The sequence below is a fragment of the Pseudonocardia alaniniphila genome, from assembly GCF_022524485.1.
Classification (GTDB): Bacteria; Actinomycetota; Actinomycetes; order Mycobacteriales; family Pseudonocardiaceae; genus Pseudonocardia; species Pseudonocardia alaniniphila.
On the sequence record NZ_JAKXMK010000016.1, the window covers coordinates 18,816 to 32,491 of the forward strand.

General features: G+C 67.1%; 14 protein-coding genes. 6 read left to right on the top strand and 8 right to left on the bottom strand.

Annotation, left to right across the window (positions count from 1 at the left end):
- Positions 1 to 23: 23 nt before the first annotated feature.
- From MMF94_RS18990 to MMF94_RS19000, 3 genes are read right to left on the bottom strand one after another with little or no spacing between them, the layout of a single operon-like run.
- Positions 24 to 398 (bottom strand): cupin domain-containing protein, encoded by a 375-nt coding sequence (locus MMF94_RS18990; RefSeq protein ID WP_241038320.1) that lies wholly within the window; start codon positions 396 to 398, stop codon positions 24 to 26.
- Positions 395 to 1,423: an aminotransferase class IV gene (locus tag MMF94_RS18995; protein WP_241038321.1), complete on the bottom strand. Its 1,029-nt coding sequence runs from the start codon at positions 1,421 to 1,423 to the stop codon at positions 395 to 397. Before MMF94_RS18995 ends, MMF94_RS18990 begins: the two co-directional genes overlap by 4 nt.
- Before the next feature lie 30 nt (positions 1,424 to 1,453).
- Positions 1,454 to 2,440, bottom strand: a complete 987-nt coding sequence (locus MMF94_RS19000) for a LysR family transcriptional regulator (RefSeq protein WP_277398762.1) — start codon at positions 2,438 to 2,440, stop codon at positions 1,454 to 1,456.
- A gap of 230 nt (positions 2,441 to 2,670) precedes the next feature.
- On the opposite strand from MMF94_RS19000, the gene MMF94_RS19005 reads away from it, so the two are divergent.
- Positions 2,671 to 3,144: a hypothetical protein gene (locus tag MMF94_RS19005; protein WP_241038323.1), complete on the top strand. Its 474-nt coding sequence runs from the start codon at positions 2,671 to 2,673 to the stop codon at positions 3,142 to 3,144.
- On the top strand, positions 3,144 to 3,470 hold the full coding sequence (locus MMF94_RS19010; RefSeq protein ID WP_241038324.1) for a winged helix-turn-helix domain-containing protein: 327 nt from the start codon (positions 3,144 to 3,146) through the stop codon (positions 3,468 to 3,470). Before MMF94_RS19005 ends, MMF94_RS19010 begins: the two co-directional genes overlap by 1 nt.
- 29 nt (positions 3,471 to 3,499) lie before the next feature.
- Here MMF94_RS19010 and MMF94_RS19015 read toward each other — a convergent pair whose 3' ends face one another.
- Positions 3,500 to 4,147: a TetR/AcrR family transcriptional regulator gene (locus MMF94_RS19015; RefSeq protein ID WP_241038325.1), complete on the bottom strand. Its 648-nt coding sequence runs from the start codon at positions 4,145 to 4,147 to the stop codon at positions 3,500 to 3,502.
- A gap of 73 nt (positions 4,148 to 4,220) precedes the next feature.
- Here MMF94_RS19015 and MMF94_RS19020 point away from each other — a divergent pair, with 73 nt between their 5' ends.
- The 3 genes from MMF94_RS19020 (at position 4,221) to MMF94_RS19030 (ending at position 6,573) form a co-directional block, all read left to right on the top strand.
- Positions 4,221 to 5,195 (top strand): DMT family transporter, encoded by a 975-nt coding sequence (locus MMF94_RS19020; protein ID WP_241038326.1) that lies wholly within the window; start codon positions 4,221 to 4,223, stop codon positions 5,193 to 5,195.
- A 130-nt stretch (positions 5,196 to 5,325) separates the two neighbouring features.
- On the top strand, positions 5,326 to 5,682 hold the full coding sequence (locus MMF94_RS19025) for a hypothetical protein (protein ID WP_241038327.1): 357 nt from the start codon (positions 5,326 to 5,328) through the stop codon (positions 5,680 to 5,682).
- A gap of 183 nt (positions 5,683 to 5,865) precedes the next feature.
- Positions 5,866 to 6,573 (top strand): hypothetical protein, encoded by a 708-nt coding sequence (locus MMF94_RS19030; protein WP_241038328.1) that lies wholly within the window; start codon positions 5,866 to 5,868, stop codon positions 6,571 to 6,573.
- Positions 6,574 to 6,647: 74 nt separating this feature from the next.
- Here MMF94_RS19030 and MMF94_RS19035 read toward each other — a convergent pair whose 3' ends face one another.
- Positions 6,648 to 8,141, bottom strand: a complete 1,494-nt coding sequence (locus tag MMF94_RS19035; RefSeq protein ID WP_241038330.1) for a SulP family inorganic anion transporter — start codon at positions 8,139 to 8,141, stop codon at positions 6,648 to 6,650.
- Positions 8,142 to 8,450: 309 nt separating this feature from the next.
- Between MMF94_RS19035 and MMF94_RS19040 the strand changes: the two genes are divergently transcribed.
- Complete coding sequence (locus MMF94_RS19040) at positions 8,451 to 8,891, top strand: MerR family transcriptional regulator (RefSeq protein WP_241038331.1); 441 nt, start codon at positions 8,451 to 8,453, stop codon at positions 8,889 to 8,891.
- A gap of 332 nt (positions 8,892 to 9,223) precedes the next feature.
- Here MMF94_RS19040 and MMF94_RS19045 read toward each other — a convergent pair whose 3' ends face one another.
- The 3 genes from MMF94_RS19045 to MMF94_RS19055 form a co-directional block, all read right to left on the bottom strand.
- Positions 9,224 to 10,618, bottom strand: a complete 1,395-nt coding sequence (locus MMF94_RS19045; protein WP_241038332.1) for an ammonium transporter — start codon at positions 10,616 to 10,618, stop codon at positions 9,224 to 9,226.
- A 56-nt stretch (positions 10,619 to 10,674) separates the two neighbouring features.
- The gene (glsA, locus tag MMF94_RS19050) at positions 10,675 to 12,303 is read right to left on the bottom strand and encodes a glutaminase A (RefSeq protein WP_241038333.1); all 1,629 of its coding nucleotides are present in this window, start codon (positions 12,301 to 12,303) and stop codon (positions 10,675 to 10,677) included.
- A 434-nt stretch (positions 12,304 to 12,737) separates the two neighbouring features.
- Positions 12,738 to 13,622, bottom strand: a complete 885-nt coding sequence (locus MMF94_RS19055; RefSeq protein WP_241038334.1) for a LysR family transcriptional regulator — start codon at positions 13,620 to 13,622, stop codon at positions 12,738 to 12,740.
- Positions 13,623 to 13,676: the final 54 nt, after the last annotated feature.

Sequence of the window (13,676 nt, forward strand, 5' to 3'; positions counted from 1 at the left end):
GTTCACTGTCGCCGCCAGAGCCATCACTGCAGGTCGGGCCACCGGGGTGGTTGCGGGGCGCTCTCCGGAAGTGCGGCCCAGTCTGCGCGGACCGGTGAGTACACCTCGGCGACGACCGCTCCCTCCGGACCGACCTGCACATCGTGCGGAACATCGGCGAGGATTCGCCACGTCGAGCCCGGAGCGCATTCCCGGCGCTCTCCACCGACCGTGAACACCACCGACCCTTCGATGACGAATCCGAGCTGTTCGTTGACGTGGTGATGTTGCGGAACGACACTGTTGGGCTCGAGTTCGACGATTGCCATCGTGACCAGCTCGCTCTGCACCACCCGTGCGGTCACGCCCTTCCAGATCTCTCTGGTCGGCAGGTTCTCGAGCTCACCAAAAGTGCTCATGCCCTCAATTCCTCTCCATACACTGGTGTTGTCCACTCGGGATGGCGGTTGTCGTGCCGGCGCGCAATCGCCCGGAGGCTCGAGTTCAGCGCGAGAGTGGCTTCGCCCGGTTTCCCGTCCCCGACCTTCCGGCCGTCGACCTCGACCACCGGGACGACCACCGCGGCGGTTCCGCAAAGCAGGATCTCGTCGCAGCAGTAGAGCTCGGATCGATGTATACGACGCTCGACCACGGGTGATCCCGTGGCCTCCCGCAGAAGTACCATCACCTGCGCTCGGGTGATCCCTTCGAGAATGTCTTCGGTGCCCGCGGGTGTCACCCATTCGGAGCCGATGCGCATCGCGATGTTCGAGGTCGTCGCCTCCGCGACGTACCCGTCCATGGTCAGCATGATCGCCTCGTCGAAACCTCGGCTCACCGCCTCCGTCTTGGCCAGCGACGGACCGGTGTACGTTCCGGTGACCTTCGCCCGGTTGGGTGTGCAAGAATCCGGCGCCCGACGCCATGTGCTGATCATGCAACGTACGCCGTCAGGGCTGATGTAGTCGCCCGGTACGGGCGTGACCGCGATCGACAGCCTGGTCTGCACGTCGTGCATTCGAACCGGCAATACGTCGCCGTACTGGATCAGCAGTGGACGGATGTACGCGTCGCACCGAACGTCGTTGCGACGCAGCAACTCCGCTGTCATTTCCACGAGGGTCGCCGGCGGAGTCGGCAGCCGCAAGCCGAGAATCCGCGCGGATCGTTCCAGGCGGGCGTAATGCGCCATCGCTTCGAACATGTACAGCTGCTGGTGCTCGGCGTTCCACCATGCCCGGATACCCTCGAACGTACCGGTGCCGTACGCCAGCGCGTTCGCATGTACGCCGACTCGAGCCTTGTCGGCCGGGACGATCTGGTTCTCGACGAGCACCAATTCGTAGGGTTGGCCAAAGCTGCTGGGGCTGGTTGTGGTGGACAGATCTTGCTTCAACGGTTGCCTCCACATCGCGGCCACGATCGACTGGACCGAGCTTTTCACTCGGCCTCAGTAAGTGCAATTGAAGTCTTATTATGGAATCGTTAAGGAACGCTTAAGTGAGTTCGCCGTCGAGGTCCAGCCCCTTGCCGGGCGTCCGGCGCGGGTCGGAGGCGTGCCCAACTCAACACAGATCTCGCGGAGAGACCGGACCATCGCGGACGCCGCGGGCAGGCGCCGGGACTCAGGCGGCACCGCGGCCATGACCGTCCTGGTCAGACTCGGCTCGTCGAGGCGCCGGACGATGACGCCGGGCGGCACGGTCGCGAGCGCCAGCCACGGCACAAGTGCAATCCCTATGCCTGCGGCGACCAGCCCGCGCACCGCCATCTGATCATCGGTTCGAAAGACGATGTCGGGCTCGAAGCCCGCTGCATGGCATGCCTGAGGCAGCACCTCGATCGTCGAACCGTGCCGCACGCCCTGGATCCAGTGCTGCGTGCTCAGCTCCGCAAGCCTGATGCTGCTCCGGCTCGCCATGGGGTGATCACTGGGCAGCATGATGTGCAGCGGGTCGACCACCAGCGGAATGGCCACCACCTCCGGCGTGTCCCCCATGGGGATCATCGGGAACTCGTAGACCAGTGCGATGTCGAGGTGGTGGTCGGCGACCTGCGCCAGGCCTTCGTCACGGTCGAGCTCGACGAGCTCGAGTTCGACCGCAGGGTGGTCCCCGCGAAATGCGGCAACTGCTCGGGGCATCAAGGTTGCGTTGGCGGTTGGAAACGAGCCCAGTCGCATCCGGCCGCCCTCCCCGCGAGCTACCGCGGCGAGCGCCGCCTCGGCAGAACGGAGCTCAGCGAGCACGATCGTGGCGTGCCGCAGAAGTTGACGTCCGGCCTCGGTCAACCGCACCCCACGCCTATGCCGTTCGATCAACCGCGAGTTGGTCTCGCGTTGCAGCAGCGCGATCTGTTGTGACACCGCTGACGGCGTGTAGTTCAGCTCCTTCGCTGCAGCCGTGAGCGAGCCGGCCTTTGCGACCTCGCACAGGACTCGCAATCGCGGCACGTTCAGCATGAAGAGATGCTAACGAGCACGGCAGTATGAGTTCAGTAGTTCCACCATCTTGCCGTGCCGCCGCCGAGGGCTCGCCGGCTCGTGGTCGCGGCGGCGTGGAAGCGGGTCTCGGTTCGGCGGGCGTCTCTGAGCCCCCTTGCCCCTACGGCTCGCACGACTACTTTCCTCCGAGGAAAGCGGTGTGCTACTTTCCTCAGAGGAAAACAGTCCGACGGTCAAGGATGGGGCCGATGCACCCTCACGATGCCCAGTCTTCGCTCGATGACATCCGGCGCCTCCAGGGCAGGACTCGGGAGCAGGTCGTCCGCCAGAGCTTCGCCCGTCCCAACGTCCTGCTCGCCGCCTTGGGACTGCTGGTCGGGTTGGCGTCCATCGATCTCGAGAACCCGTGGCGCACGGTCGCGTTCCTGCTCGGGTTCGGGCTCTTCGTCGGAGTCGGGATCGTGCACGAACGCCGGGCCCTCGTGAAGCGCGAGCCCGCCGGCGTGGAGTGGCTGTTCTGGGTGGGCTTGTCGGCCGGGCTCATGCTGCTGTTCGGCATCTTTCGGATCGCAGGCTGGGTGTTGTTCGGTCTTCAGCCGCAGGCGCTGCTGTCGCAGGCCGCTGTCGCCGCTGCTGCCACGGCCGTCGCTTATGTCGCCGTAACGCCCTTGATCCGCCGGGCCTTCGTGGCGGTCGTGTTGCGCGACGCCGGACGCGCCTGATGGACCCCCGCTTCGACGAGTTCCTGCACGTCCCGGCACGGCTGTCGATCGTCGCCCTGCTGGCACCGGCCGCCTGGGTGGACTTCAGTTTCCTGAGGGACACGATCGGGACCAGTGATTCAGCACTGTCGAAGCATGTCTCGGCATTGGTCGAGGCCGGATATGTCACGGTTCGCAAAGACCAGCAGAGCCGCGCACGGCGCACCTCGGTGCAGCTCACGCCGCAAGGACGGCACGCGTTTCAGCAGCACGCCGCTGCGCTGGAGCACATCGTCGCGGCCGCCCGCGCCGCTCACGGAGCCGCCGAGGCCGGACGTCCGAGCTAGCGAGCGGCGCACACCTGTGGCTGACGGTCTCAGGTGAGGATGCGGTGGGCCAGCCAGGCCAGCTGATCGCCGATCTTCTCCGGGGTCAGCCCGAGAATCTCGCGTTGCCGCTGGTACAGCTCCGCGCTGAGGGGGGCGAGGGCCACGTCGGCGAGCCGGGCCGGGTCGGGGACGCCACCCTGGGCGAGTAGGGCCCGGACGTGGGCGTGCCAAAAGCCGTAGGCGCCGGTCTCGAACCGGGCGCTCCCCGTCTCGGCGCCCAGCGCGAGCGGAAGGAACTGTTCGAGCAGGTCGACCATCGACCGGTAGAACGCCTCCAGTCGATCGGCGGGTGGTGCGCCCGGGCCGAGCGGCGGAGGTCCGGCCAGGAGGCGGCCCTGGAGGTCGCGCTCGTGGTCGTCCAGTAGGGCGATCGCGATGGACTGCACATCGGGGAAGCGGCGGTACAGGGTTGCCCGGCCGACGCCGGCCGCGCGCGCCACGTCCTCCATCGTCACGGCGCGCGGTTCCCGGGTTCGGAAGAGATCGGCGGCCGCGGCCAGTACCAGCGCCCGGTTGCGCGCGGCGTCCGCTCGTTCCCGGCGTTGCGGTGGGGGAGGTGACGCTCCCGACGTCTCCTCGGATCGGTCGACACCCGTATCCCGCACCGCCGAACCGTACCCCACCGCTCCCTCCATCTGGACACGATGTCCGGTTACGTTTACCGCGAACCGGACACATCGTCCACTTAATGGAATGGGTGGAGGGGTGATGATCGCGGTTCTCCTGACCGGCGCCCTCGTGATCGGGGGTCTGCTCGCGGTCCAGGCCTCGGCGAACCTCCAGCTCACGAAGGCGGTCGGCACGCCTTACGGCGCCGCCACGCTCCAGCTGTGGGTGGCTGCCGGGCTGCTCGGGATTCTGGCCGTCGCGACCGGGACGTTCGTCGCCCTGACGCGCCTCGGCGACGTGCCCCCGTGGTACCTGCTCGGCGGCCTCGCTTCGCCGCTGTACATCACCAGCGGCATCCTGCTGTTCCCCCGGATCGGAGCCCTGGCCGCCGGCGGGCTCTTCGTCACCGGTCAGATGCTCGCCTCGATCGCGCTGGACGGCTTCGGCCTCTTCGGGATCGCACGGCAGACGTTCGGCGCCGGGACCCTGGTGGGATCCGTCGCCGTGCTGGCCGGTATCACCGCGATCGTCCGTGGCCAGCGCGTGAAGGTCCCGGCTGCCGTCGGCCTCGGACGTCCTGCCGACGCGTCCGCGTCACCACCGCTCTCACCTGCGGGCGTCACTCCGGGCCGGCTTCTGCTCGGGCTGCTCGCCGGGGCTGTGCTGCCGATCCAAGGTGCGATCAACGCACGCCTGCGGACCGTCGTCGTCGAGCCGGTCGTCGTGGCCCTGGTCAGCTTCCTCGTCGCCGCGCTGGCGATCACGATCGTGTTCGCGGTGCTTCGGACGACCGACCGCACGCCCACGCCACAGCTCGACCGGCTCGGCGGGATGCCCTGGTGGGGATGGCTGGGCGGCCTCTGCGCCGTGGGGTACGTGACCGGCACCTTCATGCTGCTGCCCCAGATCGGCGCAGCTGTCACGGTGGCTCTCACTGTGACGGGCCAGCAACTCGCGTCCGCCCTCATCGATACGCGCGGGCTGTTTCGAATGCCGCAGCGGCCCTTCACCGCGGCCCGCGGGGTCGGATTGCTCCTGCTCGTGGCCGGGTCCGTGCTCATCCAGCTGTTCTGACCAGGCGATATTTCTCGGGAGGACGAAACGAGGAGATCGCGGTGACGCTCGTCGGCAACCTCCGTGTGGCCCGGCCCACACGTAGCGGCGGGCCATGATCGGCTGTTGTCCTCCTGGAGGTTCTGCGTCCATGACAGATGATCTCTGGTCCAAGCCTGACGGGGGGCGCACCGACAGAGGGCCCGCCTTGCCCTCGTCCTTGTCGGAGATCCCATCCCCTCAGGGCGGTCCCGCGCTGCCGTGGTATCGGTCCACGATCAAGGAAGACGACAGCGAGCGTGCACGGCGAGACGCCCGTTTCGTGGCTGTCGGGGCTCTGGGTGGCATGGGGCTCGGAGCGCTCGCGGCCACTGTCCTGGCGATAACCGTCCCGGAGGGGATGGGACGCCCGTGGATCGAGATGTTGGTGGTCCTGACCGGCGTTATCGCCGGGATTCTCATCGGGCTGATGCCGGGTCTCCGGTTTCATGCCGGCAAGTTGAAATAGCCCTGACCGAGGCTGATCGGCTCGCTGGATGGAAGGCCGCCCAGCGGGCCGGCAGCGTGCGCCCCTGTGCGGGTGCAGAGGGCGTCAGGCGCCGGCCCTCCCGGACTCCCTACACAACCCGCAGCGCGGTGGTGCCCTCGGGGGGTATACGTACACCCGACCGTGTCGTCAGAATGCCGAGGCATGAGTTACGACCGGTATCAAGGTCCGCCGGGGCCGCCGCCTCGCCGTGGTCCCGCGGCAGTTCGCCGACCGGATCAACCGCATCCCGGCGAGGCTCGTGGGCGTCACCCGCAACCACCGCCCGACCCCAGCGCCTATCAACAGCCCCCGCAGGGGCCCGGTGGGTATCCACCACGGCCTCAACCGCCCGGGCTCGCCGAACCACCGACGGCTCCGGTTCGTCAGGCGAGCCCGCCCACCAGGTACTACGAGCAGCCCGCTCCCATTCCGTATGAGCAGGAGCCCGAGCCGTACCAGCGCGAGCGGCCGCCGGCGCGGTATCAGGTTCCGGCGGAGCCGTACGAACCGGAGCCGCGTGACTACCCCGGCCACGCGTTACGGCAGCCCGAGGAATCGCCGCTGGAGTACCAGCGTGAGCGCGATCGCCGTTCCGACCGAACCACTCTCATCGCCAACACCATTCGGGTGGCCACGGCTCTCATCGCGCTCGTTTTCGTGCTGCACATCGTGTTCACGTTGTTCGGTGCCAATCCGAACAGCGGCGTCGTTGCTTTCGTCTACGGTACGGCAAGGGTATTCGTGTTCGGCTTCGGGGATGTCTTCACTCCGGGCGATGCCACGATAGGCCTCATCGTCAACTACGGACTGGCGGCGATCGTCTACCTGGTGGTCGGCCGGGTCATCCACCGAACACTGCGGCAGCGCTGAGCCCAGGTGTCCACGGGCGACTACGTCGTCCCGGACGCTGGAATCCTTCCCTCACGTGAGGGGAGGTTCGGGAGTCAGTGAGCAGGCGTGAGGTTGCCGGCAAGGGCCGCGTGCCGGAGCCTGCTCGGCTCGTTCATGCCGGTGATCGTCGCCGTTTTGCCTCGGGACGAGTACTTGGTGGTGATGGCCTCGAGCGCGGCGACGGTGGATGCGTCCCAGATGGTGGCCGCGGACAGGTCGATCACGATGTTGTCGGGGTCGTTGGCGTAGTCGAACTGGAAGACGAGGTCGTTGCTGGAGGCGAAGAAGAGCTGGCCGTCGACTCTGTAGATCTTGGTCGTGCCCTCGGGGTCGAGCACGCTGGTGACCTGGACGACCCGTGCCACCTGCCGTGCGAAGAGGATCACCGCGACTATCACGCCGACGCCCACGCCGTAGGCGAGGTTGCTGGTGGCCACGGTGACGGCGACGGCCGAGAGCATGACGGCGGTCTCGCTCTTGGGCATCCGGCGAAGGGTTCGCGGGTGGATGCTGTGCCAGTCGAAGGTCCCGACCGACACCATGACCATCACGGCGACGAGCACGGCCATCGGAATCTTTGCGACGACGCCGTCGAGCGGGATGACGAGGATGAGAAGGAAGGCTCCGGCGAGGAACGTGGACAACCGCGTCCGGCCGCCGGAGACCTTGACGTTGATCATCGTCTGGCCGATCATCGCGCACCCGCCCATGCCGCCGAAGAAGCCCGTGACGATGTTGGCGACTCCTTGGCCCCAGGATTCGCGGGTCTTGTCGGAGTGCGTGTCGGTGATGTCGTCGACGAGCTTGGCGGTCATGAGCGACTCGATGAGTCCCACCACCGCCAGCGCGAGAGCGTAGGGCGCGATGGTGCGCAGCGTCTCCCACGTGAACGGCACCGCGGGCAACCCGGGTATCGGAAGGTTGTCGGGCAGCGCACCTTGATCGCCCACGGTCGGCACCGCTATCCCGACGGCGACGGTGAACAAGGTCAGCACGACGATGGACACCAGCGGCGCGGGCACGGCCCTGGTGAGCCGCGGAAGGCCGACCATGATGACGAGCGCGGCCGCCAGCAGGGCATACACCGGCCAGGGCACGCCGATCAGGTAGGGCAGCTGCGAGATGAAGATCAGGATTGCCAGTGCGTTGACGAATCCGACCATGACGCTGCGCGGCAGGAACCGCATCAGCCGGGCGATGCCCGCCACGGCGAGCACGATCTGCAGCAGGCCGCCGAGCACGACCGTGGCGAACAGGTATTCGACGCCGTACTCGCGGGCCACCGGTGCGACGACGAGTGCGACCGCACCGGTCGCCGCCGAGATCATCGCCGGCCGCCCGCCGACGAAGGCAATGGTCACTGCCATCGTGAACGCGGCGAAGAGGCCGACCCGTGGGTCGACGCCGGCGACCAGTGAGAACGCGATCGCCTCCGGTATCAGGGCGAGCGCGACGACGAGGCCGGCGAGGACCTCGGTCCGTAGCACCCGGGGGGAGAACCAGCTGGGGCGAGCAAGGCGCAAGGTGAAGCCGGCAGGACGGGTCATCGCTTCTTTCCGCAGAGAACGGGGAGGAGCCCCACGCACTGGGGCCCGAGTTGCGAACCTTACTCTCACGAGAGAGGAGGTATGCGGCCTCTGTGATCGCGGCAACGTCGATCACCGCGAGCGACGTGGCACCTGAGGTTGGCGGATCAGGTGCCTGCGTAGCATGGGTCCGAGGTTGACAACGGCGGCAGCGGCACGACGACAGTTGCACCCTGCTCTGTCCTAGCGTGTCGCATTCCCTGAAATCGCCTGGAGAATCGACCGGAGCGAGGTCGGGAGCACTGGCGTTGAGCATGCGAGGTAGAGGCGATGATGCAGATCGGTGAGGCGGCGGAACGGGTCGGCCTGTCGCTGCGCACGATCCGGCATTGGGACGAGGTCGGTCTCGTCGTGCCTTCCGCGCGATCCGCTGGTGGATTCCGGCTCTATACCGAGGCCGATATCGAGCGCCTTGCGTTGGTCAAGACGTTGAAGCCGCTCGACTTCTCTCTCGAACAGATGCGGGAACTGCTCGCCACCACCGACGCTCTTGCCGCGGACAGCGGCACCGACGACGCGGCCACCGAGGACCTGCTGGGACGCGTGGCGATGTATCAGGCCGCCGCGTCCAGCCGAATCGAAGCTCTGAGGGCCCAGATCCACGGTCTGGAGACGCTCTCGGGTGAGCTCCGTCGACAGGCCGTCGAGTGTGCGCGGCGCCGGGAATCCCTCCGAATCGCGCACAGCGCACGCAGCGGCGTGGACGATTGATCGCCCCGCGCTCGGGCGACAGCAAGCCCAGCGCTTGGAAGGTCAGAACCGGATCCACCACCCGGTCGGCGTGATCATGTTCGACGGGCATCGGTGCCCCGACCACACCGATCGGCCGGGCATTCCGCGCACAGAGAATTCCCGATGATCACCCGGCCGCGACCGGACGGCCGCCAACGCCCCACGTCGGCCGACGGGGAGAAAGCCCGTCTCACGGGCATGCCGACTCGACGTGGGGCCCCACCCGCACAGGCCGTCCCGGCTTTCGTCATCGAGACGGGCTGCTCGGGCGTCTGCGATTGGTGTGCCGGCGAACCGGCAACCGCTTCGGTTCAGCCCTCGTGGCTGGCGACGGGCCTTCGCGACGAGCCGGTGCCGGCGCAGGGAACGGCCTCCTGGTCGTCGGGACCGCGGGTGAGCAGGGAAGTCAGGCTGGAGTAGTCGTAGCCGCGTTGTGCGTGTTCTTGTTCGTCGATGCCGGCGATCTCGGCGTGCTCGTCGATCCGGAAGCCGATCGTCTTCTTGATGAGCATGCCGATGGCGAAGGCCATGGCGAACGAGTAGACCATCACCGCGCCGGCAGCGGCGGCCTGGCGGGCGAGTTGGGTGAAGCCGCCTCCGTAGAACAGGCCGTTCTCGCCCAGGGCCGCGGGATTGACGCTCTTGGTGCCGAGGAAGCCGATCAACAGGGTGCCGACTATTCCGCCGACCAGGTGCACACCGACCACGTCGAGGGAGTCGTCGAACCCGAACCTGTACTTCAAGCCCACCGCCAGCGCACATAACACACCGGCGACCACGCCGATCACGAGCCCGCCCACCGGGGTCACGAAGGCACAGGCCGGTGTGATTGCCACCAGCCCGGAAACGGCGCCCGAGGCCGCGCCCATGGCGGTCGGTTTGCCGTCACGGATCTGCTCGACGAGCAGCCACCCGAGCACCGCCGTACAGGCCGCGACGGTGGTGTTGGTGAACGCGACCCCGGCCAGGTCGTTCGCGCTGAGCGCCGAGCCGGCGTTGAAGCCGTACCAGCCGAACCACAGCAGGCTGGCGCCCAGCAACACGAAGGGCAGGTTGTGCGGGCGCATCGATTCCCGCGGCCAGCCGGTACGGCGGCCCAGCACGATGGCCAGTGCGAGCGCGGCGGCGCCGGCGTTGATGTGTACCGCGGTGCCGCCGGCGAAGTCCTCGGCCTTGAGCACGTTCGCGATCCAACCGCCGTGCGATGCCGGGCCGGTGAAGCCGTCGAAGGAGAACACCCAGTGCGCCACCGGGAAGTAGACGACGGCCGCCCACACGATCACGAACAGCGTCCAGGACCAGAATTTCACCCGGTCTGCGACGGCACCCGAGATCAGCGCCGGGGTGAGGACGGCGAACATCAGCTGGAACATCACGAACGCCGTCGCCGGCAGCGCATCCGGCCCCGGCCACGGCACACCGGGCGGCCCGGCGACGCCGACGAAGTGACCGATCGTGGAGCCCAGACCGACGAACTGGTTGCCGCCGAACAGGCCGGCGAACGCGTCGTTGCCGAACGACCAGCTGTATCCGAAGATCGTCCAGATCACGCCGACCACTGCCAGGCAGATGACGTTCATCATCAACATGTTCAGGACGCTGTTGCTCCTGACCATGCCGCCGTAGAAGAAGGCCAGTCCTGGCGTCATCAGCATCACCAACGCCGCGCCGACGAGCACCCAGGCGGTATCGCCCGCATTGAGCATTTCTCAGTCCTCCTGTCGACGGATGTCGTGTGCGGAGAGATGTCGGGGTGGGGGGATCAGGAAACGGCGGCCGGTTTCTCGTCCGGGAAGTGCTGGGTGAGCAACTGCGCGACGGCGGGGTGGCCTTCGCGTTCGGCGTCAGTTGCCGGGGTTCCGCCCCAGCGGTCACGGGCGTCGGGGTTGGCCCCCTGTTGGAGCAGGTAGCGCACGACCTCGAGTTGCCCTTCCGATGCCGCGAGGTGCAGGGCGGTGCGGCCGTCGTAGTCGGAGGCGCTGGGGTCGATGCCCGATGCCATCGCGGCGCGGACGTCGTCCAGGTCGCCTTGGCTGGCTGCCCAGCACAGGCGCACCACAGCATCGGCTGTCGTCTGGTTTTTGCGGCGCCGGGGATCGCGCTTACCTGTCTCGTCGTTGCCGACGAGCCCGTCGTAGGCGTGGAAGTTGTACTTCTCGGTGAGGATCCGCGAGAACTTGATCCCGCGCACCGAATTTCCGAGTGCATCGAGCCGGGGCGACCACACCGCGATTCCCATGACCTGTGGGACGACGATCATCAGGGCGCCGGAGACGCCGCTCTTGGCGGGCAGGCCGATGCGGAAGGCGAACTCTCCCGAGTAGTCGTACATGCCGCACGAGGACATGAGGGAGAGGCATTTCTGCACGTTCTCCGTGTGGAAGAGCCGGTTGTCGGTCAGGGGTGAGACTCCGCCCGCGGCCAACGTGGCGGCGGCAGCCGCCAGCGATTCCGTATCGATCTCGATGGAGCAGCACTGGAAGTAGAACTCCAGCGTGTTGACGAGCTCGGTGCCCTTCGGAAAAGCGTTCTTCTCTCGCATGAAGTAGCCCAGTGCGAAGTTCCGGTCGGCGCTGTCGCGCTCGGAAAGATACACCGGGTTGTTGAACCCGACGCGCCCGCCGCTCGCGAGCTGCCGCCACATGTCGGCAACGTAGTCGAACCGGTCTGCCATCATTTCCGATGGGCGGATAAGCGAGCTGCACATGATCGCCCCCGAGTTGATCATCGGGTTGTGCGGAATGCCCTTCTCGCTGAGTGACAACTCGTTGAATCGGACGCCGCTCGGCTCGCAGCCGACGTGCCGGTGAACGGTATCCGCGCCGTGCTCCTCGAGGGCCAGCAGGTAGTTGATGGGCTTGCACACCGACTGCAGGCAGAAGTTCACACTGTGGTCGCCTATCGAATGGCGCTGACCGTCCGTGGTGCAGATCGCGATGGCGAGCCGCTCCGGGTCGACCCTGCCCAACTGCGGTATGTAGTCCGCTACCGAGCCGCCCCGTTCCTCCAGCAGTTCCTGATACATCGACTCGATGTCCTGTGCGAGACGTGGGAAGTCGGGTATCACCAGCTCGCCTCTGATGGCCCGGGAGATGATGCCGCTGTTGCGCTGGCAGATGGCGATGAACCTGTCGAGGTCGAGCCGGCCGCTCTCTTGGCCCGGATTGTCGAGCGCGCTCCACGCCTCCTGTATCCGCCGGTCGTCCGGGCGAATTCCCGCGCTCTTCAGCCGGTTGAGCACTTCGAACGGCGAGATTCTCCCTTGTGCATCCTGCGTGAACGAGTCGAAGAGCGCCTTGTAGGTTCTTCTCTTGTCGCCGGGTAAAGGCACGTGTGAACCGCGACCGCCAACGGTTCCCACTCGAGCGGTAGTGAGCTGCGTCTTGCCCATTTCCGTTCCCCTTCGGATCACGGGATGACGTGGTGATTACGCGAGCGCCGCGCGGTGAGGTCGGCACGCCTCCGGGTCGGCTTCGCTCTGAATCATACAGAAAGCATTTTGTGCAGGCCGAGCCGAATTAGGTTCGAGTTCGCCCTAGATGAGGGCGGTGTCCGGCGTGCTGAATGCCCCGGATCGGTGAGGATCCGGCAGTTGATGGTCAGGGCGGCGTTTTGTCCGACGGTGAGGACGACAACGAGCCCGGCCAAGGACCGGAACGCACCTTGTGGGACGCGAGCCGATCGGCGGTTGCGGTGAGATCGGCAGAGGTCAGGCGGCGTGCCATGCGCTCAGCATGCGCTGACCGGTCGTCAGGCTGAAGCACGGAACTCTCATGGCATATCAGAAACGCTAATGATTCCGACTCCGTACGGTCGCGCGGGCGTTCACGCGGGCTGGGTCCGGGTAGCGCGGAGTTGGGCGATCAGCTCGGCGACCAGGGGCGACGGACGGCACCCATGCACGATGTAGATCTCGCGCGTGGGTGCGGACTCGCTCAGGTCCCGCACGATGACCGCGTCGTGCCGGCCCAACATGCTGGCCGGCACGAGGGAGATCCCGAGGCCCGCTGCGATGAGCGCGAGCGTGACCTCGTAGTCCACCGTCTCGTATGCGACGTGCACCGAGCCCAGGGACTCGAGGAACGTCCGATGCGGCACGCCTGGCGCGCCCGAGATCCAGTCCTCGTCCTGGAGCTCGGCGATCGCAACCTCCGCCGATCCCGCGAACCGATGGCCTCGCGGGAGCACCAGACGCAGGGCGTCTCGAAACAAGAGCTGCCGGCGCAGGCCCGTTGCCGCGGGCAGCACAGCACCGGGGTAATGGTGGGTGATCAACAGATCGAGCTCCCGGGCCACGACCAGGCCGTACCCGTCCGGTGGCTCGACGTCGACGAGGGAGAACTTGACCCCCGGCCGCCGCTTCCGGAGCACCGCGAGTGCCTGCGGAAGCACCGTGCGGGCCGCCGATGAGAAGGCGCCGACCGCGATCTGCTGCGGCTGATCGATGATCGCCGACTGGATGGCCCGCTCCGCATCGCGAAGCTCGCCGACGACCCGCTCACCGTGCTCCAGCAGCACCCGGCCCAACCCGGTGAGTGTCGTGCCGGCGCGCCCCCGGTCGACCAGCGGCGCACCGACCTCACGCTCCAGCTTCGTCAGTTGCTGGGACAGGGCGGACGGGGTGAAACCCATGCGGGTGGCAGCGGCGGCGATCGAGCCGGCGTGTGCGACCTCGACCAGTACGTGCAGCCGAGAGGCGTCCAGAAGCATCAGCGTCTCTGACGTTCCATGGGGATTCGGCACCTCAGCTCGACGATCGGCTGC

Coding starts and splice junctions, on each gene's coding strand:
- MMF94_RS19055 (WP_241038334.1), bottom strand. CDS start 13,622: ATGCTTCTGGACGCCTCTCGGCTGCACGTACTGGTCGAGGTCGCACAC.
- MMF94_RS19005 (WP_241038323.1), top strand. CDS start 2,671: ATGCACCCTCACGATGCCCAGTCTTCGCTCGATGACATCCGGCGCCTC.
- MMF94_RS19030 (WP_241038328.1), top strand. CDS start 5,866: ATGAGTTACGACCGGTATCAAGGTCCGCCGGGGCCGCCGCCTCGCCGT.
- MMF94_RS19025 (WP_241038327.1), top strand. CDS start 5,326: ATGACAGATGATCTCTGGTCCAAGCCTGACGGGGGGCGCACCGACAGA.
- glsA (WP_241038333.1), bottom strand. CDS start 12,303: ATGGGCAAGACGCAGCTCACTACCGCTCGAGTGGGAACCGTTGGCGGT.
- MMF94_RS19010 (WP_241038324.1), top strand. CDS start 3,144: ATGGACCCCCGCTTCGACGAGTTCCTGCACGTCCCGGCACGGCTGTCG.
- MMF94_RS19020 (WP_241038326.1), top strand. CDS start 4,221: ATGATCGCGGTTCTCCTGACCGGCGCCCTCGTGATCGGGGGTCTGCTC.
- MMF94_RS19035 (WP_241038330.1), bottom strand. CDS start 8,141: ATGACCCGTCCTGCCGGCTTCACCTTGCGCCTTGCTCGCCCCAGCTGG.
- MMF94_RS19040 (WP_241038331.1), top strand. CDS start 8,451: ATGATGCAGATCGGTGAGGCGGCGGAACGGGTCGGCCTGTCGCTGCGC.
- MMF94_RS19000 (WP_277398762.1), bottom strand. CDS start 2,440: ATGCTGAACGTGCCGCGATTGCGAGTCCTGTGCGAGGTCGCAAAGGCC.
- MMF94_RS19045 (WP_241038332.1), bottom strand. CDS start 10,618: ATGCTCAATGCGGGCGATACCGCCTGGGTGCTCGTCGGCGCGGCGTTG.
- MMF94_RS19015 (WP_241038325.1), bottom strand. CDS start 4,147: ATGGAGGGAGCGGTGGGGTACGGTTCGGCGGTGCGGGATACGGGTGTC.
- MMF94_RS18990 (WP_241038320.1), bottom strand. CDS start 398: ATGAGCACTTTTGGTGAGCTCGAGAACCTGCCGACCAGAGAGATCTGG.